This is a genomic window from Streptococcus sp. SO2, assembly GCF_030440025.1.
This window is the reverse complement of record NZ_JAQFJH010000007.1, coordinates 1-19,918: the sequence shown is the minus strand read 5'-3', so window position 1 is coordinate 19,918 and position 19,918 is coordinate 1. Positions and strand designations below refer to the sequence as shown.

Sequence of the window (19,918 nt, the reverse complement as noted above, 5' to 3'; positions counted from 1 at the left end):
TTCTTTCATTAATTTAGTATATTTGTTATATTAAAAGTTTTCAGTCATTTTAAGGGAGAAATGACCTTTTAAATTTTTTTATCTTAAAATGAAAGCGCTTTATAAATAGGAGGTAAGGTAGCTTACAAATTATCAGAGAGTTTTTCATTAAATCAAGTTGTAACCAAGTCAGACTTGGGCTTGGGCAGTAGCTGACTGCCTTTCTAAAAACTAGGAGTATATTATGAATCGATACCTTTTTGAAAAAGGGCAAACATTTAGCATTCGGAAGTTGACTGTAGGTGTGGCCTCTGTCATCGTCGGACTGGCATTTTTTGCTTCTGGAACCGTGCGTGCAGACGAAACGTCTCCTGCTACAACATCCAATTTAGATCAGCAAATGAAACAAGTCGCAGATATAGAAGAGAACAAGGCTGAACCAGTCAAAAAAGAAGGTCGTGTAGAAGCTGAAAAACAAGAAACACCTGTTGCCGATACCAACAGTGCTGACTTGCTCCCTGAAGACATTCAGGACCGTGCCTATCCCGACACACCTGTCAAAGAACTCGATACGACTACTATCGTTGACCAAAAAACTAGTCCAAAAGTAGAAACTAAGAGCATTCTAAAGGACAAGGAAGAAGCTCCAAAAGAAACTGAGAACGGAAACCGTGCCATCATTAACGGTGGACAAGACCTCAAACACATCAACTACGAGGGACAACCTGCTACTGCTGCTACTATGGTTTACAGCACTTATAATGCAGGGGAGCAACGCTACCTCGTTTCAGGATCTGGTATCTTTGTTGCACCTAATTTGATTCTTACCGTTGCTCATAACTTCCTAGAGGCCAATAAAGAAACTGGCGAAGGTCACATTCGTGGTGGAAAATCTGCCCAGTTCTACTATAACGTTGGTTCAAACAGCGAAAAGAAAAACTCACTGCCATCTTCTGGAACTACGGTTTTATTCAGAGAAAAAGACATCCATTTCTGGAACAAGAAAGAGTTTGGAAAAGGCTATAAGAATGACCTTGCTCTTGTAGAAGCTCCTATTCCTCTTCCGATTGCTAGTCCAAACAAAGCAGCAACCTTTGCGCCTTTAGCGGAGCACAAGACGCATCAGCCTGGAGAAGCCATCAGTACGATTGGCTACCCAACTGACTCGAGCTCAAAAGAACTGAAACAACCTATCCTAGCTGGTCAGCTTTACAAGGCAGATGGGACCATCCGATCTGTTGAGTCCTATGATGATAAGGGAACAACCGGTATTACCTACAAAACCACTTCTGTATCTGGTTTGTCTGGTGGCGGAATTGTCGATAGCCAAGGAAAAGTTCTGGGTGTCCATCAACACGGAACCGTTGACAATGGTGTAGCTGAAAAGGATCGCTTTGGTGGCGGACTCGTCCTTTCACCTGAACAACTGAAATGGGTGAAGGACATGATTGCTAAGTATGGTGTGAAAGGCTGGTACCAAGGTGATAACGGAAATCGTTACTACTTTACTGATGAAGGGCGTATGCTTCGAAATGAGAAAGCTGTTATCGGAAGCAACGAATATTCCTTCAACCAAGATGGGATTGCTAGCTTGACCAAGGGAGTTGAATACGGTCGTGTGGTTATTCAACACGAAGACGAAGAAGGAAATCCTGTCAAAGATAATGACACCTTTATCGAACAGACAGCTGTTGATTCGCCATTTGACTATAATTTCAAAAAAGAAATTGAGAAGACGGACTTCTATCAGAAGAATAAAGACAAATACGAAATTGTATCCATTGATGGCGTAGCAGTTAATAAACAGCTAAAAGATACTTGGACTGAAGATTACAATGTTGTCAGCAAAGCGCCTGCCGGTACACGTGTCATCAAGGTGGTCTATAAAGTCAACAAAGGCTCCTTCAAAGTTTACTACCGTCAAAAAGGAACAGCTACTGAGCTAGCGGAAGCGACAGTTGATAACAATGAAGGTCAAGAGTATGACGTTTCCTTTGTCAACACCTTCCATGCAAAAGACATTGCTGGCTACCGTCCAGTCAAAACCAGCCTGGAAGCAAGGATCCAGCATAAAGGTGTGAATGAGGTCGTCTTTGAATACGAGCCAGTCGCTGATACAGCCAATCCAACGACACCGACTCCACCAGTCGCTCATCCAGAAGATAAAGAAACCGAGATTGGCAATCATGGACCTCTTCCAAGCAAGGCTCAACTCGATTACCACAAGGAAGAATTGGCAGCCTTCATCCACTATGGAATGAACACTTATACCAATTCTGAATGGGGAAATGGGAAAGAAGACCCCCGGTACTTCAATCCAACCAACTTGGATACTGACCAGTGGATTCGTACTCTGAAGGAAACGGGCTTCAAACGAACTATTATGGTTGTTAAACACCACGACGGATTCGTTGCTTACCCATCTAAATACACCAACCATACCGTAGCTGCTAGCCCATGGAAAGATGGTAAGGGTGACCTTCTCGAAGAAGTTTCCAAGTCCGCTAGCAAGTATGACATGAATATGGGTGTTTACTTGTCACCATGGGATGCTAATCATCCAAAATACCATGTTGCAACCGAAAAAGAATACAACCAATACTATCTCAACCAGCTGAAAGAAATCCTTGGTAATCCGAAATACGGTAACAAAGGGAAATTTATCGAGGTTTGGATGGACGGTGCACGTGGTAGCGGTGCCCAAAAAGTAACCTATACCTTCGATGAATGGTTCAAATACATCAAAGAAGCCGAAGGAGATATCGCCATCTTCTCTGCTCAACCGACAAGCGTTCGCTGGATCGGAAATGAACGGGGTATCGCAGGTGACCCTGTCTGGCATAAAGTTAAACGGGCCAACATCACAGACGATGTGAAAAACGAATACCTCAACCATGGTGACCCAGATGGTGATATGTACTCTGTAGGGGAAGCTGACGTTTCGATCCGTTCGGGCTGGTTCTATCATGACAACCAACAGCCGAAATCACTCAAAGAGTTGATGGATATCTACTTCAAGTCTGTTGGTCGTGGAACCCCACTCCTTCTCAATATTCCACCAAATAAAGAAGGAAAATTTGCAGATGCAGATGTGGCTCGCTTGAAGGAATTCAAAGCAACCCTAGATCAAATGTATGCGACTGACTTTGCCAAAGGCGCAACTGTAACAGCAAGTTCTACTCGTCAAAACCACCTCTACAAAGAAAGCCACCTCACAGACGGTAAAGATGACACCAGCTGGGCCCTCTCAAATGATGCCACAACCGGTAGCTTTACAGTCGATTTGGGGCAAAAGAGACGCTTTGACGTCGTTGAACTCAAGGAAGACATCGCCAAAGGTCAACGTATCTCAGGTTTCAAGATTGAAGTCGAAATCAACGGACGTTGGGTGACATACGGCGAAGGTTCGACCGTTGGTTACCGTCGCTTGGTTCAAGGCAAGCCTGTTGAAGCACAAAAAATCCGTGTAACCATCACCGGTGCTCAAGCAACCCCAATCTTAACCAACTTCTCAGTCTACAAGACACCAAGCAGCATTGAAAAGACTGATGGCTACCCTCTTGGACTTGAATACCACTCAAACACAACGGCAGATACAGCCGGAACAACTTGGTACAATGAATCTGAAGGTGTTCGTGGCACTTCTATGTGGACCAATCAAAAAGATGCCAAAGTCAGCTATACCTTCACAGGAACCAAGGCCTATGTCGTCTCTACAGTCGACCCAGGTCATGGAGAAATGTCCGTCTACGTTGATGGTCAAAAGGTTGCCGATGTGCAAACTAAGAACGCTAGCCGTAAACGTAGCCAAAAAGTCTTTGAGACAGGCGATTTAGCACCTGGCCAACACACTATTACCCTCGTGAACAAAACAGGCGAACCAATTGCTACAGAAGGAATCTACACCCTAAACAATGATAGTAAAGGGATGTTTGAACTTGAGTCTACCAACTACGAAGTCGAAAAAGGAAAACCAGTCACTGTTAAGATTAAGCGTGTTGGTGGAAGCAAGGGGACTGCTACTGTGCGCTTCATCACAGAACCTGGAACTGGGGTTCACGGTAAAGTTTACCAAGATACAACTCAAGATGTGACTTTTGAAGATGGAGAAACAGAAAAGACTGTTACCATCCCAACGATTGACTTTACAGAACAAGCCGACTCTGTCTTTGACTTCAAAGCCAAGCTCACTTCTGTCACTGATGGTGCCCTGCTCGGTTTCGCTACAGATGCAACCATCCAAGTGATGAAAGCTGAATTGCTGATCAAGGACCAAACAAGTTATGATGACCAAGCTAGTCAGTTGGATTACAGTCCTGGCTGGAACCATGAAACCAATTCCGCAGATAAATACCAAAAGACGGAGTCTTGGGCTTCCTTTGGTCGCTTAACTGATGAACAAAAGAAAAAGACAACCGTAACAGCTTACTTCTACGGTACTGGACTTGATATTAAGGGCTATGTTGATCCAAATCATGGTATCTACAAGGTATTCCTCGACGGCAAAGAAGTTCCTTACCAAGAGGGCATGGGAAATGCTTCGACTATTGATGGTAAGAAATACTTTAGCGGTCATGCAGCCCAACGCCAAGGCAATCAAACTCTGGTTAGCTTAAAAGGTCTGGACGAAAACTTGCACGCAGTCACCCTTCAACTAGATCCTGATCGAAACGATTTGTCTCGAAATATCGGTATCCAGGTAGACCAATTCATCACTCGTGGCGAAGGTAGCGAACTCTACAGCAAGGCAGATATCATCCAGTCTATCTCAAAATGGAAAGACGATCTGTCCAACTTTGATCCAGCAGGCTTGAAAAATACGGCTACTGCACGCCAAGCTTTCCAAGCAAATCTAGAAAAATTGAGAAACCAACTCAGTGCTGATGCAGTGGATGTTCAAGAAGTCATGTTGACAGTCAGTGCCCTACAAGATATCCTATCCAAGGACGAGAACTATCAAAGAGGCCAAGAGGAACCTAGTCCAGAGCAACCTGAACAGCCTGAAGAACCTTCTAAACCTGATCAACCAGCTGAACCAAAACAACCGGAAATTGAGTATGATAAGGCTATGGACAGCTTGACAAAAGCTATCGAGAAAAAAGTCGCTGAGCTTGGATCCAACAAGGAAGCTAAAAAGAAATTATTAGAAATTGCTGATCAAGCCATTGCTGCAATCCAAGAAGCTAAAACTCAGGAAGCAGTCAATCAAGCGCTAAAAACTGCTCTCGAACAAATCAACAAGCTCGAAGCAGCTCAGCCTGAGAAACCTGCTGAACCAAAACAACCGGAAATTGAGTACGATAAGGCTATGGACAGCTTGACAAAAGCTATCGAGAAAAAAGTCGCTGAGCTTGGATCCAACAAGGAAGCTAAGAAGAAATTGTTAGCAATTGCTGACCAAGCCATTGCTGCAATCCAAGAAGCTAAAACTCAGGGAGCAGTCAATAAAGCGCTAGAAACTGCTCTCGAACAAATCAACAAACTCGAAGCAGCTCAACCTGAAAAACCGGCGCAACCGGAAAATCCGGCTCAGCCTGAAAAGCCAGCTCAGCCTGAAAATCCGGCTCAGCCTGAAAAACCAGTTCAACCGGAAAAACCGGCTGAACCTGAGAAACCTGCTGAGCCTGAAAAACCAACTCAGCCTGAAAATCCGACTCAACCGGAAAAACCTGCTCAACCGGAAACTCCAGCGCAACCTGAGAAACCTGCTCAGCCTGAAAATCCGACTCAACCGGAAAAACCTGCTGAGCCTGAAAAGCCAGTTCAGCCTGAAAAACCGGCTCAACCTGAAACTCCAGCGCAACCTGAGAAACCAATTACTTCTTCAAGTCCTGAGGAAGGGGTTAAAGACCTTGTCTTTACACTTCCAAGCTTAGAAATCGTCAATAAGGTCGTACCGTTCAAGACGATTCGTCGCGAAAACCCACAATTAGACAAAGGAAAAGAGCAAGTTCTATCAGAAGGGAAAGACGGTCTCTTAGTCGAGTATGTTGAAGTGGACGGTGACAATCGCAAGGTTCTCCAAACAGAAGCAACTCCAGCTCAAGATCGAGTGATTGAGGTAGGTAGCAAACAAAGCTCAGTTGGAACAGAAGCGCCACCAGTTGTGACTCTTCCTGAGTATGTTCTACCAAGAGAGACTGAAAAACCTGCGCCAGCCGTAACAGATAATTCATCATCAAAAGATGAAAAAGCTCCTGTTACAGCTACAGTCAAAGAAGACAAGGAAAGACTACTCCCTGCAACTGGGGAACAAGAAGCAAGTGCCTTCCTCTTCTTGGCAGCCATTACTTCTATCTTGTCTCTCCTCATCTTCCAAAAGAATTTCAAAGACTAGTAATCCTCTTTGATTGATTCTTTCTAATTATTCAGTTCCCCCGTTGAGAAGACCATCTGGTCTTCTCTTTTTCTATCTGTAAAATTAAAAAACATCCACAAATATACATGGATGTTTTGGTATGACTCTATAAAGTAAGATGATCATTGAAGATAGCTGTTCTCAAATCCAACCACGTTTTCAAATAAACGCTCATCTAAAAAAGCGAGTGCCCTTGTCTTATCTCATCAGAACATCCATCATAAGTTTCTGCAAGAACTCCACAGATAAAGGATAACGTTTCGAATTCCAATACCATGAGATCTTCTGACGCTCACAAGCCATCTTTCCTAAATCAGACTTCCCTCTCCCACATCTAGATCTACTGACTACTATTTTCGAGTCCAGCGTATGCATAGGTTCGATTTCTGGGACACTCTTTTTCCATCACCACCCTAAAGTAAAAGCGATGCTCCCGCCCATCCTTAGCATTTTCCTTGTTCAAGACAAAGTAGTTTTTCTGATTCATCGCCATGGTGCGTAGGATGTCATCGATCAAAAAAGTCAGTGGTACATTCATAGCAGAGTATTTTTGAAAATCCTCTTCAAAACGAATATAGGCTTCTGAAAAATAATCCATCTGCAGTTTGTTTTCATACAACTCTTTCCTAGTCATACACTCCCTCCTCCCACAGTCGAATTTCGAGGACATCTGCTACCTCCACCAGCCTATAGCCCTCATTGGTCCTAATAGATAGAGTTTGAGGTGATAATTCGCTTACCTTGCCGACGATAGTCGTTTTTTGTTTCTTTTCCTTGACCACAAAGCATCCCTTCAGTTGCCCGACATAAAGCTGTGAAAGCAAGATCAACTTCTCAACGGGATTCAAATTCGTCGAAAAAGCAACCCGATTTTTTTCTTCACCAAGTGAACTAGTATGCTCTGAGAGGAAAAAGCCCATCCACTTCTGCATCCCTGGATCTTGATAGTCACGCGCAGATTGAAAGGGTAAATAAGAACGATCAATCATTTTAAACCATCTAATCCTCCAGCAGAATGCCCCCCAATCAGCTTGCTTCTAGCAAGACTCCTAGAGGCTTCTTCCAGTGCATTGGCCTTTAAGAGGGAGGTAAAACCAAATTGTTCCCGAATGGAGTCAATGGCTGTCTGGAGCCTTTCTTCTTTTTCTAACTTGTCAACATCATCAAAGAGGGAGATCAAGCCAAAGGACTCATCCACAAATCTTGAATAGTTGACTCCGACACTTCTGACCGCTCCAGAAGTGTATTTATTATGAAATAGCTTCAAAACATAATCCGTTAAGATAGCTGTATTATTGGTCGGTTCGACCTTCATTTGTGTGTGAATAGACGGCCTGACCTCCTGTTTAGAGAAACCGACATAGATAGAGACAAGGGTTGTTTTCTTGCCAGCTCTTCTCAGCCTAATAGCCACCTGCTCCGCCATTTCTCGGAGAATAATTTCAATATCCCGTAGCTTCACGTAGTCTCTCGGCAAGATTTGAGAATTTCCTAACCCTTGGGACTTGGCTTTATAGGGCCTGTGAACATTGCTCTCATCAATCCCGTTAGCATGAAACCACAAACGCAGGCCAGCCTGACCAAGTGTTTTCTGTAGCTGGTCTGGATTACTGGTGGCCAATTCTCTGATGGAAAAAATCCCCAGAGCATGCAAGCGTTTCTCCATCCGCCTGCCAATCCCCCAAAAGTCCGTCATCTTGGGAATAGCCCAGACCTTCTCTTCCACATCCTTGTAAGACCAGTTGGCCCTCATGGTCGGAGTGTGCTTGGCCTCATTATCCAGAGCCAACTTGGCCAGTAAGGGATTGGCATTGGACATACCCACCGTAGAGTAGATCCCTGTCTGCCTCCAAATATCCCTCTGGATACGAGCAGAAAGCAGATCCAGCTTGTCTTTGCGAGAGAGACTCTTGTCTGGGATAAAATAGTTGAGCGAACTAGTCAGATCGATAAAGCCCTCATCGATAGAGTAGGGATAAATATCATCTGGACTACCATAGTTTTGAAAGATTCGCTGGATTTCCATATTGACCGCTATGTACTCATCCATCCTAGGTGGCACAATCAAAGTCACTTGAGCCCAATCTTCGATGTAGCGAACATAGTCTGAGTCAGTAGGCAAGCCTTGCTTTCGAGCATTGTAATAGGAAAATTTGCGCGTTTTGATATCAAAAGACAGATCATAGGCCCGGCCAACATTAGACTTACCAAAAATCTTCTTAAACATGGGAGAGGAAGCTAAGATAAGACCAGTAGAATTATCCGCGCGACTCATGACACAAAGCGAGGTCTTCAGCGGATGCAAGCCCCGTTTCACACACTCAACGCTGGCATAAAAGGATTTCATATCGACAAAGGCAATGTCACTTTTGGGCTCTCTGGAATAATCAAAGTAGCCCATAGGCTAACCCTCCATCGGCACAAAGTTCCCAACGATAATCCCCACAATCCGAGGATCTTCCTCATAGGAGATGAAAATGTCCTTGTATTTAGGATTGATAGAAACCAGACGCAAACCATCTTCCTCCCGATAGACCCGTTTGATATAGGTCTGGTTGTTACAGACCACTGCATAAACTGCCCCATCATAGTCAAATCCTGTCTCCCGAATCAGAGCCACCGAACCATTTTGATATTTAGGTTCCATAGAGTCCCCAGCCACCCAAGATGCAAAATCATGGGCCAACTCCTCGTTAAAGTAGATCGTATCAAAATTCTGATCATCATAGACCGAAGCCCCGATCCCTGCTGACATGCGTTCATAGACACGGTACTCGTAGAGGCGCTCTGGCATGGTCGTCACCTTCTGTGTTTGTTCCTCTTGAGCTAGGTTGCGAGCATAGAGCACAACCTTGTCCTTCCCTTGCTTGGAGAGGCTATTGTAGAGACGAACAATCTCGATCTGAGTGAAATATCCCTTTGCCACCTTTAAAATATTTTCTAGCTGAGCAACCTTCTCCTTGGATGGTTCCTTAATTCCCCGTTCCCAAGCCGAGTAAGCCTGAAAACTAATCCCTAATTCCTCTGCAATTTCCTTCTGTGTCAATTTTAACTCTTTTCTCCGAGCCTTGAGTTTTTCTGGTTGGTACATGATTCACTCCCTAGTGTGATGTTTTATTGAGAATATCTCTCTTAGAAAAACAAATCGACGGTTGAGCTTACATCTCTAAAATTCAACCAATTCGGTTTAGTTTTATTATATAAAAAAAGTGGACGATTGTCCACTGGGAAAATCAAATTTTAACAGGCACAACTGGAAATTATGAACAAAAAAACATCCAAGAAAACATTCTTGAATGTCTGGACAGATTATAACTCCATTAACCTTGTCAGTAGACTGGAAATGATGATATTATGACCTCCTTATCTCAAATATTGCTGTATGAACCCACTCATTATGAATGTATAAGTCATTTTCTATCATTCTACTAAAGGTGAAACCATTTTTTAAAAGCACCCTCTGAGAGGCTAGATTACCCGTTGCCGTTCCTGCAATGATTCTATTGAAACCATAAGTATGAAACGCCTTGTCTAAAACAAGTCTAACCGCTTCGCTAGCATAGCCTAAGTTGCTAACATTTTCCCCAATCCTATACCCAAGCTCTGCTGTTGTTCGATCATTCTCTAAAACACTTAAATTGATTCTTCCGATCATAACACCTTGTGAATCTCTGATAAGATGCATGTAGATATCCCGATTCGTTTGTTCCGTTAACAATTCCCTCGTGATTTCTTTGAAACCTTCTAAATCAAAATAGTTAGCTGGTCTAGGAGGTAGATTTCGTTCAAAATACTCCCGATTTTCTTTTTCAAAAGAATAAACGTCTAGACTATTTTCCTCAGACAACAGCTCTAAACTAATCATTACAAAACTTCCCTTCTCTTCTTAGTAAAAATATTGTGAGACTTACCTAGCCCTAACAACTCCTACTCTAATTTTTGCAACAGCTTTACAACTTGACGATTTTCAATCCTCACATAGTATACACCACTATCACTGACAAGTTTATCCTCTTTATATTTAGCAATTTTGACAGCATAAAGACCGCGTGGTAGGGGTTGGTTGGCAAAAAATTCCTTCATGAGCGCTTCAAGCTCTTTTAGATAGTCATCATACAAGAGATCTCTTTTTTCTTTTGGAACGAAATACTGAAATTCAAATGTTGGTATAAAAATCTCTTTTTGGAACAGATATTGAGCATCCATTGGATACATTCCTTGCAGAGCTTGGCCCTTGCTTTGATTTTCCTCTAATATTTCATTATAAAGATAGATATTATCAGATTGGTTATTAAATTCAAAATCAATACCTTGATACTTCAAATCAGGAAGTTTAGGATCTTTGATTGAACTGTCCAGTGTTTTTAAAAACTCGCTGGTGCCTGGACTAACCTCAATCCCTAAATAGGCTAATTCTGGGAAAACATCATAAATTTTTTTACCATTTTTGTAATCAACCTCTGCATCTGTCTTTCCATATGTTTCACTTTTTGAAAAGCGAGTATAGTATTTAAATCGAGTTTTAACCTCATAGGTTTTTCCGGCTATATTTTCACTGTAGGTACCATGGATTATAAATCCTCCTACACTTGTATAGTTTTTCTCGTATTTTTCTAACTCAAACTGTCCTGTAAGACCGTAATTTTGATAAGAACGATGCACAGCTTGCTCAATCTCAGTTTGACTTGCATGGGCAAACAGCCCCCACATATCCATTAGAGAAAAAATCGGACTGAACACTGTGAAGATTACCATTGGGATCACTATGGATAAGCAACCTATTAATAGCCAATTTCTTTTCTTGGCGTTTTCTTCAGATTTTTTAGCAGTTTTCTGTTTCCTTTTTAAGATTAGAATGAGCAAAACCAAAAGCACTAATACTAATAAAACCAAGCTACAATCTCCTTTTACTTTGGACAGTTGTTAACAGGTAGATAGGAGACCGACAGAAATACTCGTCTCACCTGCTAACTTATCCTGAATTCCATAAACTCGTCTGAAACGAGGAGCAACCCTTGTCTCATTATACCACATGAGAGATACCGTGAGAAGAAGAGAAAAGCAAAAGAAAACCACCTGAAATAAATTCAGGTGGTTAGCTTCATGAGACTAGGAGTAGGTTCTATAAACCTTTATCTCTTCTTAGACTTCTTCACATGTTCCTTGTACATTTTTGACTTTTTCCCATACCATTCTTCAATGGTATAGCCATACTCTTCACGGTATTTCTCTTGGTTTTTATTGACTGCATTCAAGTTCTCTAGAGTTACTACATTGGACTTGAAAAATGATACCAAAAATAGTCCTAGTAAAATAGGTGCAATAGGTAATAAAGCAAGCAAGAGATACGCTAGGAAATGATTAAGCCCGTGAGTAAAGAGATTGATTCCATACATCAACAACCATAAGAATAAAATAACATTCAAAAATTTTTTATAATATTCTGAGGAGAAATAATCCTTGCTAGCGCGCTGCTTTGTAACGAGAATATAAATAAGGTAAATCAGTGATAAGACAAAACCAATCCAGTAGACGATACGAACTACTACTAGGGGGATTAAATATAAGATGGCTATAAACCAACTATAATAAAAAATTAGAAATAAAATCAGCTGAAGAATCTGAGTCAATAAATAGGTCTTAATACGATTTCTTTTAGAGATGATATAAAAACAAATATAACAAAACCAACAAAACAAGAATAGAAAACCAAAGAAGCTATTTGGGGGGATAAGCCCTTTTTCCACTGATGTTAGCTGTGTAACCATTGATGTCAATGGTACAGCTGGATCATGCCCTGCTTCACTAGCCATTCGAAATAAGCTTATCGGAAAATAGGTCCCAAGAATAATCATAAATGAAAATAAAGGTGCTACAGAAAACATCTTCAATATGTTAAAACGTCTTCCCGTTTCTAGTGCATCATTAATATCTTTTTGCATCTTATCCATTTATTTTCTCCTATTATCCAAACAAGGATGAGGCCGCCTTCAGACCACCATTGAAAAAATCAGAAACATTCTTGCCCACACTTTTGACAGTCTCCAAGCCCTGGTGGATTCCATTTCCGATAGACTCCACTCCTGATTCTACCACGTCCACAGCACCATAAGCAAAATTTTTAACTCCTTGAGTATTTGCTAGTAAGTAATCCGTCCTTAACCCGTTATACCACATGAGCAATACTTTGAGAAAAAGGGAAAAAAACACCTGAACATCATTCAGGTGATTAATGAAATTTTGCAGTTAGTTGAAGAAACTTTCAATCCAACCACTTATATTGTTTAACAATATTCCTAGCTGACCAATAAGTCCATCCATCTCCAAAGCTTTATTCTCATACTCATTAATTTTTATGAGTAACTCATCAATATTCTCGTCCATGGCCTTAATACTAGAATCAAAATATGAAATCAGATTACCTGCGGGGGTAACAAATTTCGTATCATGCAAATTTCCAGTCCAGGAATCATCATGTTCATCTTTTTTAGAAGCTACAGCTTTTTTTTGCTTAACAAACTCACTTTTAATTTTCCTTAATTCGTCATATATTTCCTTGACTTTTTTTGCCTCTTCTAAATAACCTTCTTTTTTTGATCGAGCTGAACTAATCTGCGATTGAATTGCAGCTTGCTGACTAGCGTTTGACACCATTCCTACCCTTAAATTTACTATTTATAAATTGCATTCAATAGAAATACCATTGTCAACAAGATGGGTGCTAAAATTAATGTTGCCATACATATCCATACTTGACGCTTATACACCACTTCCATACCACTGTATCTCTCAACAAAGGACTCTTTGGGACAAGCAGGGTTATACCAAACAGTCATCTTTGAGCCCTTTGGAAAAGCATCTTCCAAAACACGTGTAACAGAAACGACAGAATTTCTATAAATTGTTATCTTTTGAGCTAATAACTCCGACCTAGAAGTGGCTTGTACACTCTTCCAAGGAACTGATATGAGAATAACTCTATGGTAGTCCAGATTTCTTTGATAAGTCCGCCCATCAACTTTATATTCAACAATTGGAGGACCTGCTGGTTTTGAATACTTGTATCCTACTACAACTCCCTCAACACATGCAGTAGATAAATTTTTAATTCTTAGTTCTCTTTTGTAAAAATAACGGAAAAAGAAAAGTACAGATGAACAGAGTAATAAAACTCCAAATAGCAACAAAAAATAAAGCTTTAAATCTGACATATAGTTCTCCTACTTCATTTGAATATCTGAAATACTTAGGTTCATTTTTCTTTCATCTACAATCTTTGTAGCAATCGATTTCTGTTCAGTTGTTAAAGGAAGTAAAAAAATTGTTGCAGATTGTGTAGGCAGCTCCCCGCTTTCAGAAATCTTGTATTCAACTAATTCATTTTGGTAGATTTGCTGTCCCGCATAACTCCAACTAATTTTAAATTTAGCATCATGATTAATGTCAGTATCCGTCTTGTTTAATATCATAAATACTGCATACTCCTGCTCATTAAATGTATATGTACTACCAGAATAGTATAGAGTAACTTCTCCTTGATTACCTACCTCAGGATGTTCTTCAATTAATTTCTTTCCAAACTCTATTAATTCCGACGTTTTACCTTCATATTGTGGTGCTACTACAAATTTTAATTTTTTCTCCTCCTTGACAATCGTCTCATTTTTATTAGCCTCTTTATCTTTAATCCCATTAGAGCAACCTCCAAGTATTAACAATAAAATTATAACAAACAGCTTCTTCATTTTTTCACCTTTCTATTCAAAATCCAATTAATTCCTTTTCCTATTTTCATTTCTAACTCCTTAATATTATTCGTATTTAATTATATCATACGAAACTTATAATAGAAAAACTCACCTGAATTAAATTCAGGTGAGTTCAGATAGTTATGGAAAATCTTTGTATTGACTCTCTGCGATTTCAACCATTTTTCTACGATTGTGGCGTTCCTTGGAATCTTTTCCGCCTTGGATATAACGCTCTCTGCGTTCTGCACGTGTTTCGGGTGCTTTCGTATACATATTCTGACCGATGGAATTAGCCATACTATCATCTACGCTTTTAAAAGCCTCACCAACTGCCCCAAGATACTCATCTAAGGAACTAATCGTCTCCACCATTTCCTTAGAGAGTTTCTTAATACCATCTGTCGCAGCTTCTATCTTTTCCGTCGCACTTGAAGAAATGAGGTCCGAAACGTTATGTTCTAACTCGCCACTCATATCTTTAAATGCACCATTCACTCGGCTGAGATTATCCGGATTAATTTTCTTATTACTCACTCTTTATCACTCCCGTCATTTCTAACAATCTTCTTATATTTTCCGAAGGACAGGATGTTTCTCCAACCAGGCATTCGCCTCTTGGCTGTTACGAATCTGAACATCGGAGGCTTCCCCATCATCATTACGTCCATAAACGGTTAGAAGGTCTTCTCCCTTAGGGGCAAACCAGTGTAACACGGTATCAAACCACTCATCCGGTGTGACCTTATCTGTACGGACATAAAGCGACCAATTCTGATTGATGAGTTTATCTTCGATGTCTGGATAAAGACTGTAGAGGTTGATGTTAGGGTCTGGGACCTGCCCTTCAGACCTAGTTGTGACGATCTCATTCGAAGGATCAATATAACCCTTAGAGTCTAAAATTTTACCATAATTCGTTGCTCTTACAGTACTACTGATAATTGAATCCATCTCAAACTTTGTATCTTTTGGAAGTTCCACCACTTCTTCCGTCTCCACATTGAGATAGACATCTTTGTAAATTCGATTCTCTTCATCCGATAAATCACCAATTCTCAACCTAAAATAGTGAGTACCCTCAACATAATAGGAGTCAATTAGATTAATAGGAATACTTTTCTGATTGTAGCTTCGCACTGCCTGATATAGGTCAATCTTTCGCTCAGGCAAGCCCTCCTTGTCTAAATTATACAAAATCAAGTTCCAATACTCTCCCTCCATCTGGAGATGAGGTAGGGTATGTAGCTTTTTTTCATCCTCTACTATAAAAGTCTTGTACTCATCTGTGATCGCATATGTTTTACTGACAAATAAACTCCCTTTATTGCTAGGCGCAAGGACGTATTGACTCTTATCTCCAAATAGTTGAAAGTCTGATTTTTCCATGGCAGTTCGCATTCTATACTCTGGTTCTTTTGGGGGTTGACTGGGCTTCAAAAGAAGAAAGAAACAAGATCCCGTTATGACTAGAAAAAGAAGAAGGAGGGACCAGACAACTTTCCGATTCCTAAATACCTGTTTGTTCACTATTAGTTACCTCCTATTCCAACTAAGTGATTGAAATATCAGACTGATTGATTTTGGACTCCATAAACTCGTCTAAAACGAGGAAAATCCCTTACCTCATTATACCACATGAACCATACTGTGAGAAGATGAGAAATACAAAAGAAAACCACCTGAAATAAATTCAGGTGATTTGTGTAATTATGGAAAATCATTATATTGACTCTCTGCGATTTCAACCATTTTCCTACGATTATGACGTTCCTTAGAATCTTTTCCGCCTTGGATATAACGTTCTCTACGCTCTGCTCGTGACTCAGGAGCTTTCGTATACATATTCTGACCGATGGACTGAGCCATATTCGCATCTGCGCTTCGAAAGGCCTCACCAACCGCCCCAAGATACTCATCTAAGGAACTAATCGTCTCCACCATTTCCTTAGAGAGTTTCTTAATACCATCTGTCGCAGCTTCTATCTTTTCCGTCGCACTTGAAGAAATGAGGTCCGAAACGTTATGTTCTAACTCGCCACTCATATCTTTAAATGCACCATTCACTCGGCTGAGATTATCCGGATTAATTTTCTTATTACTCACTCTTTATCACTCCCGTCTGGTCTATAGTAGTCTATATTTCTAAGGGCAGGATGTTGCTCCAACCAGGCATTCGCCTCTTGGCTGTTACGAATCTGAACATCTGAGGCTTCCCCATCATCATTACGTCCATAAACGGTTAGGATCTCTTCCCCTTTAGGGGCGAACCAATGAAGAAGGGTGTCAAACCACTCATCCGGTGTGACCTTATCTGTACGGACATAAAGCGACCAATTCTGATTGATGAGTTTATCTTCGATGTCTGGATAAAGACTGTAGAGGTTGATATTAGAATCTGGGGTACTTCCTTCATGCTTATCTGCAAGTATCTTATTCGAAGGATCAAAATAACCCTTAGAGTCTATAATCTTATCGTAGTTTGTTATTCTTGCAGTATCGCTTATATCATCATTCATTCCAAACTTTGTATCTTTTGGAAAATCCACCACTTCTTCCGTCTCCAAATTGAGATAGACATCTTTATAAATTCGATTCTCTTCATCCGATAAATCACCAATTCTCAACCCAAAATAGTGAGTACCCTCAACATAATAGGAGTCAATTAGACGAATAGGAATACTTTTCTGATTGTAGCTTCGCACTGCCTGATATAGGTCAATCTTTCGCTCAGGAAAGCCCTCCTCGTCTAAATTATACAAAATCAAGTTCCAATACTCTCCCTCCATCTGGAGATGAGGGATTTCATGTAGCTTTTTTTCATCCTCTACTATAAAGGTCTTGTACTCATCTGTGATCGCATATGTTTTACTGACAAAGAAACTCCCTTTGTTTTTAGGCGCAAGGACATATTGATTCTTATCTCCAAATAGTTGAAAATCTGATTTTCCCCTAGCAGTTCCCATTAAATACTCTAGCTCTTTGGGTTTCTGACTGGGCTTCAAGAAAAGTAAAAAACAAGATCCCGTTATGACTAGAAAAAGAAGAAGGAGAGACCAGACAACTTTCCGATTCTTAAATACCTGTTTGTTCACTATTAGTTACCTCCTATTCCAACTAAGTGATTGAAATAAAGATCCTCTTGCTTACCGTACTCAGCATAATTAAAATTATAATCTTCAATATCCTGTGTTACATTTTGGAATTCATGCAATCCTTTTACGAGCTTTTCTCCACCCAGTTGCTCAGGAGAAATGGTACCTTCCCCACTGAAAAGAGACTTCACTTCCTCTGTATAGTCTCCAGATGGTTCAATCGCATTTAACTGTTTTTCTATTTCTTTAAATTTAACTACAGCATCTTTTACATTATTTCCTTTTTCCTTTAAAATCCGACGGAAATAATAGCTTCGCAAACCATTTTGTTGGAGGTCTGCCATCCGAAGATTGGCCTCAAAGTCATAACGAGATTGACCAGAAATATGCTTATAATTTTTTCCTTCTTTTATTGCTGTAGCACCTGTATCCATTTCTTGATTTAAAAGATCGTTATCCATTTTTTCCAACTCTGATTGAATCTTTTGAGCTTTCTCAAAATGTTCTAAGAAACCACCAGCAACATGTGAACTAGCTTTTTTTATATTCTTATATTTTTTAAAATCAGTTTCACTCAGTGCCTTTGTACCATTTTTAGCTATAGCATCAAATATGTTTTTCTCCTCTTTGGTTGCTGCTGCTGCTTCTACCATATTCCAAAAGAAACCTGCAGCCGGGTTCATAGATACAATGTTCTTAGTTGTATTATAAGCCGATTCCAGCCATAAACGGTCTTTTTGCTTTCTAAGTTCTTCCATTTTATCTAATTTTTTAAGCTGATCCTGCTCCTTATAACTACTTACACTAATCGTTTCAGAGCCGTCCTTTCGATCTATTCCTAAATCTTGGATTGTAAAGGTATATTCACCATTCTTCTTCGAAGAGGTAAAACTTCCTGCTTTAATATTTCGTTTAGTCGTCGCTGTAAAATCACCAATTTCCCCATTGCCTAGAGAAACTCCTTTAGCCGTAATTGTGGTCTTTCCAAACTTTTCAGTATTCATATACGTTAAAATATTATTTAGACGACCATAGCGAACGGAGCTTTCCTTTAATGATTTTAAGCGTTCCTTTGCTTCCTCTTCTCCTTTTAACCATTCTTGATACTCTTCACTATTGTAGTCTTTTGGCATAGGCTTTCTCAACGATTGCCCCCTAGCATTAAGGCCATCTACAATAGTATCAATACTTGATGATAATTTCGCTGTATAGACTTGAACTTCTTTCACATCTCGATTAGAAAGAACCTCAAAGAATGCCCCTAATCCATCAACTTCATCTTTTTCAGCAGCCTTTTCTAGTCGATTGGCAACTAGCATCGTCGTTGGGAGACTAGCATCATCCACTTTCGCTCTGGCTAATTTTTCAAAAAAGTCTTTTTTTGTCTTATATCTAGATTCAGAAATTAAAACCTTTATGATTTCAACATCATCAGAGGTATAAGCCGCATCAAGATAATTGACATTATCCTGTCTTAAGTCACCTCGTTGGATAGCATCCAAAATATTTAAAGCTGGAATAGAAGTTATGGCCTTTGCATTTTGAGTCATAGCGGTTAAAGTCTCAAAACGATCGGCTGAATTGCTAACAGCTTTCTCTAAAGTTTCATGAGCAGTTTTAATTCCCTCATGTGTTTCCTTTCTGGCCTTCACTTCCTCCGAAATCAAACTGTCAACTGTGGAATCAAAATTAGAAATTGTGGCATCCCCTTCTCCCATTACATCAACGGCTTGCTGAACTACTTTTATGACTTTACTTTTTACTATTGCAGTTACATCACGTTGCTGGACTTCCAAAGATTTCGTTAGACTGGTTATAGACTCATCATCTGTAAAAGCCAAGGAAGAAAAACCCAAACCTTTCAATTCTCCCGTAAAGGTGAAAACTTGCTGACCATAGGTCATTACATCTTTTGGAGCATCTTTAAATACCGTTGTTTGGATCGTATTCAACTTCTCAAAGAATGCATTAATGGCCTCTGCCTTCTCACCTTCAAGGCTAGTATTAAACTCTCGGACTGTATCACTCGCCGCTTCTTCAAAACGTCCGCCAAAAGTATGAATACTAGTTCCATAGCTGTCTAAGCCTGATATATTTTTTACCTGTATCGACATCTACCTCTCCTTTCTAGATCGCTGCCAAGGCCTCATTTAAAGCATTACGAGCATTCGTTTCTGCTGTCCGAGCACTTTGTAAATTTGATTCTGCTTCCGAAATCTTACTATCCAGCAAAGACAAAATCTCATTCTTTTTTTCAGATAGCATTTTCTCTAATTTGTCCAAATCATCTCTCTCTTGTTTCGCCTCGTCATCATATTTTTCGCCGGCAATATAAGATGACAACGATGAGGATGTCCAGATATCTGTAGATTGATTTTGAACATTCTTTCGCTCGGCTTCTAATTCTGCTTTTCTACTAGCCGCTTGGCTTGTTACTGACGAAGCGCTATACAAAGCATTGGTCAACGCTATAATAGTTTTAATATCTTTAGCCATAGCTATCCTCCCTTTCTATATCATTAATACTTTCATTCTACTTGCTACCCCATCGGAAACATAGTAGTGTTCTTGTTCTTCTAATTGTAGCTCACGAACAGGTCTATTTGTGACAGTCAGAACTGATTGTTCGCTTAAGCGAAGCCCTATAACAGCCTGCTTGTAAGAGCGAACAGTTTTTGAGACCACATCAATATGTTTAGTAATCAACGGCGAACTCATTACAAGAGAACCATATCCAG

Annotated in this window: 18 protein-coding genes and 1 pseudogene; 1 reads left to right on the top strand and 18 read right to left on the bottom strand. The window is 40.2% G+C overall.

The genetic code is table 11. From position 1 onward, the window contains the following. The first annotated feature begins 223 nt into the window (after window positions 1-223). Entirely contained in the window at window positions 224-6,316 is a 6,093-nt protein-coding gene (locus PCY17_RS07410; protein ID WP_301392438.1) for an alpha-L-fucosidase, read from the top strand. Between the two features lie 361 nt (window positions 6,317-6,677). Here PCY17_RS07410 and PCY17_RS07405 read toward each other — a convergent pair whose 3' ends face one another. The 18 genes and pseudogenes from PCY17_RS07405 to PCY17_RS07320 all read right to left on the bottom strand — a co-directional run. Continuing rightward, entirely contained in the window at window positions 6,678-6,971 is a 294-nt protein-coding gene (locus PCY17_RS07405; protein ID WP_049501177.1) for a DUF5960 family protein, read from the bottom strand. After that, a complete protein-coding gene (locus PCY17_RS07400; RefSeq protein WP_049501176.1) occupies window positions 6,964-7,326 on the bottom strand; it encodes a hypothetical protein in 363 nt (120 codons plus the stop codon). The genes PCY17_RS07405 and PCY17_RS07400 overlap by 8 nt, the downstream gene beginning before the upstream one ends. Further along, complete coding sequence (locus PCY17_RS07395; RefSeq protein WP_084944883.1) at window positions 7,323-8,738, bottom strand: Y-family DNA polymerase; 1,416 nt, start codon at window positions 8,736-8,738, stop codon at window positions 7,323-7,325. The genes PCY17_RS07400 and PCY17_RS07395 overlap by 4 nt, the downstream gene beginning before the upstream one ends. Window positions 8,739-8,741: 3 nt before the next feature. Further along, complete coding sequence (locus tag PCY17_RS07390; protein ID WP_084944884.1) at window positions 8,742-9,428, bottom strand: XRE family transcriptional regulator; 687 nt, start codon at window positions 9,426-9,428, stop codon at window positions 8,742-8,744. 261 nt (window positions 9,429-9,689) lie between these two features. Then, entirely contained in the window at window positions 9,690-10,202 is a 513-nt protein-coding gene (locus PCY17_RS07385; protein ID WP_084944053.1) for a GNAT family N-acetyltransferase, read from the bottom strand. 62 nt (window positions 10,203-10,264) lie between these two features. Next, complete coding sequence (locus tag PCY17_RS07380) at window positions 10,265-11,230, bottom strand: hypothetical protein (RefSeq protein WP_084944054.1); 966 nt, start codon at window positions 11,228-11,230, stop codon at window positions 10,265-10,267. A 239-nt stretch (window positions 11,231-11,469) separates the two neighbouring features. Then, entirely contained in the window at window positions 11,470-12,288 is an 819-nt protein-coding gene (locus PCY17_RS07375) for a hypothetical protein (RefSeq protein ID WP_084944055.1), read from the bottom strand. Window positions 12,289-12,301: 13 nt separating this feature from the next. Next, complete coding sequence (locus tag PCY17_RS07370; RefSeq protein WP_084944056.1) at window positions 12,302-12,514, bottom strand: hypothetical protein; 213 nt, start codon at window positions 12,512-12,514, stop codon at window positions 12,302-12,304. A 69-nt stretch (window positions 12,515-12,583) separates the two neighbouring features. Then, on the bottom strand, window positions 12,584-12,991 hold the full coding sequence (locus tag PCY17_RS07365; RefSeq protein WP_241502064.1) for a DUF5082 family protein: 408 nt from the start codon (window positions 12,989-12,991) through the stop codon (window positions 12,584-12,586). A gap of 17 nt (window positions 12,992-13,008) precedes the next feature. Beyond that, window positions 13,009-13,548, bottom strand: coding sequence for a DUF3592 domain-containing protein (locus PCY17_RS07360; protein ID WP_084944057.1), 540 nt, complete (start codon window positions 13,546-13,548; stop codon window positions 13,009-13,011). A 9-nt stretch (window positions 13,549-13,557) separates the two neighbouring features. After that, window positions 13,558-14,082 carry a hypothetical protein gene (locus PCY17_RS07355; RefSeq protein ID WP_084944058.1) on the bottom strand — a complete coding sequence of 175 codons (525 nt, stop codon included), beginning with the start codon at window positions 14,080-14,082 and terminating at the stop codon, window positions 13,558-13,560. A 144-nt stretch (window positions 14,083-14,226) separates the two neighbouring features. Next, the gene (locus PCY17_RS07350; protein ID WP_084944059.1) at window positions 14,227-14,622 is read right to left on the bottom strand and encodes a hypothetical protein; all 396 of its coding nucleotides are present in this window, start codon (window positions 14,620-14,622) and stop codon (window positions 14,227-14,229) included. Between the two features lie 33 nt (window positions 14,623-14,655). Continuing rightward, window positions 14,656-15,474, bottom strand: a complete 819-nt coding sequence (locus PCY17_RS07345; RefSeq protein WP_301392437.1) for a hypothetical protein — start codon at window positions 15,472-15,474, stop codon at window positions 14,656-14,658. Between the two features lie 321 nt (window positions 15,475-15,795). After that, window positions 15,796-16,191 carry a hypothetical protein gene (locus PCY17_RS07340; protein ID WP_000066276.1) on the bottom strand — a complete coding sequence of 132 codons (396 nt, stop codon included), beginning with the start codon at window positions 16,189-16,191 and terminating at the stop codon, window positions 15,796-15,798. After that, complete coding sequence (locus PCY17_RS07335) at window positions 16,188-17,180, bottom strand: hypothetical protein (protein ID WP_301392436.1); 993 nt, start codon at window positions 17,178-17,180, stop codon at window positions 16,188-16,190. Before PCY17_RS07335 ends, PCY17_RS07340 begins: the two co-directional genes overlap by 4 nt. A gap of 2 nt (window positions 17,181-17,182) precedes the next feature. After that, a complete protein-coding gene (locus PCY17_RS07330; RefSeq protein WP_301392435.1) occupies window positions 17,183-19,294 on the bottom strand; it encodes a hypothetical protein in 2,112 nt (703 codons plus the stop codon). Between the two features lie 13 nt (window positions 19,295-19,307). Next, window positions 19,308-19,676: a hypothetical protein gene (locus PCY17_RS07325; RefSeq protein WP_049478298.1), complete on the bottom strand. Its 369-nt coding sequence runs from the start codon at window positions 19,674-19,676 to the stop codon at window positions 19,308-19,310. Between the two features lie 15 nt (window positions 19,677-19,691). Continuing rightward, window positions 19,692-19,918: pseudogene (locus tag PCY17_RS07320) on the bottom strand (hypothetical protein); the annotation flags it as partial.

Excerpts from the sequence above, each read along its gene's own strand:
- PCY17_RS07360 (WP_084944057.1), bottom strand. The coding sequence starts at position 13,548 with ATGTCAGATTTAAAGCTTTATTTTTTGTTGCTATTTGGAGTTTTATTA.
- PCY17_RS07390 (WP_084944884.1), bottom strand. The coding sequence starts at position 9,428 with ATGTACCAACCAGAAAAACTCAAGGCTCGGAGAAAAGAGTTAAAATTG.
- PCY17_RS07395 (WP_084944883.1), bottom strand. The coding sequence starts at position 8,738 with ATGGGCTACTTTGATTATTCCAGAGAGCCCAAAAGTGACATTGCCTTT.
- PCY17_RS07325 (WP_049478298.1), bottom strand. The coding sequence starts at position 19,676 with ATGGCTAAAGATATTAAAACTATTATAGCGTTGACCAATGCTTTGTAT.
- PCY17_RS07400 (WP_049501176.1), bottom strand. The coding sequence starts at position 7,326 with ATGATTGATCGTTCTTATTTACCCTTTCAATCTGCGCGTGACTATCAA.
- PCY17_RS07405 (WP_049501177.1), bottom strand. The coding sequence starts at position 6,971 with ATGACTAGGAAAGAGTTGTATGAAAACAAACTGCAGATGGATTATTTT.
- PCY17_RS07330 (WP_301392435.1), bottom strand. The coding sequence starts at position 19,294 with ATGTCGATACAGGTAAAAAATATATCAGGCTTAGACAGCTATGGAACT.
- PCY17_RS07385 (WP_084944053.1), bottom strand. The coding sequence starts at position 10,202 with ATGATTAGTTTAGAGCTGTTGTCTGAGGAAAATAGTCTAGACGTTTAT.
- PCY17_RS07410 (WP_301392438.1), top strand. The coding sequence starts at position 224 with ATGAATCGATACCTTTTTGAAAAAGGGCAAACATTTAGCATTCGGAAG.
- PCY17_RS07345 (WP_301392437.1), bottom strand. The coding sequence starts at position 15,474 with ATGGAAAAATCAGACTTTCAACTATTTGGAGATAAGAGTCAATACGTC.
- PCY17_RS07365 (WP_241502064.1), bottom strand. The coding sequence starts at position 12,991 with ATGGTGTCAAACGCTAGTCAGCAAGCTGCAATTCAATCGCAGATTAGT.
- PCY17_RS07370 (WP_084944056.1), bottom strand. The coding sequence starts at position 12,514 with ATGTGGTATAACGGGTTAAGGACGGATTACTTACTAGCAAATACTCAA.
- PCY17_RS07375 (WP_084944055.1), bottom strand. The coding sequence starts at position 12,288 with ATGGATAAGATGCAAAAAGATATTAATGATGCACTAGAAACGGGAAGA.
- PCY17_RS07355 (WP_084944058.1), bottom strand. The coding sequence starts at position 14,082 with ATGAAGAAGCTGTTTGTTATAATTTTATTGTTAATACTTGGAGGTTGC.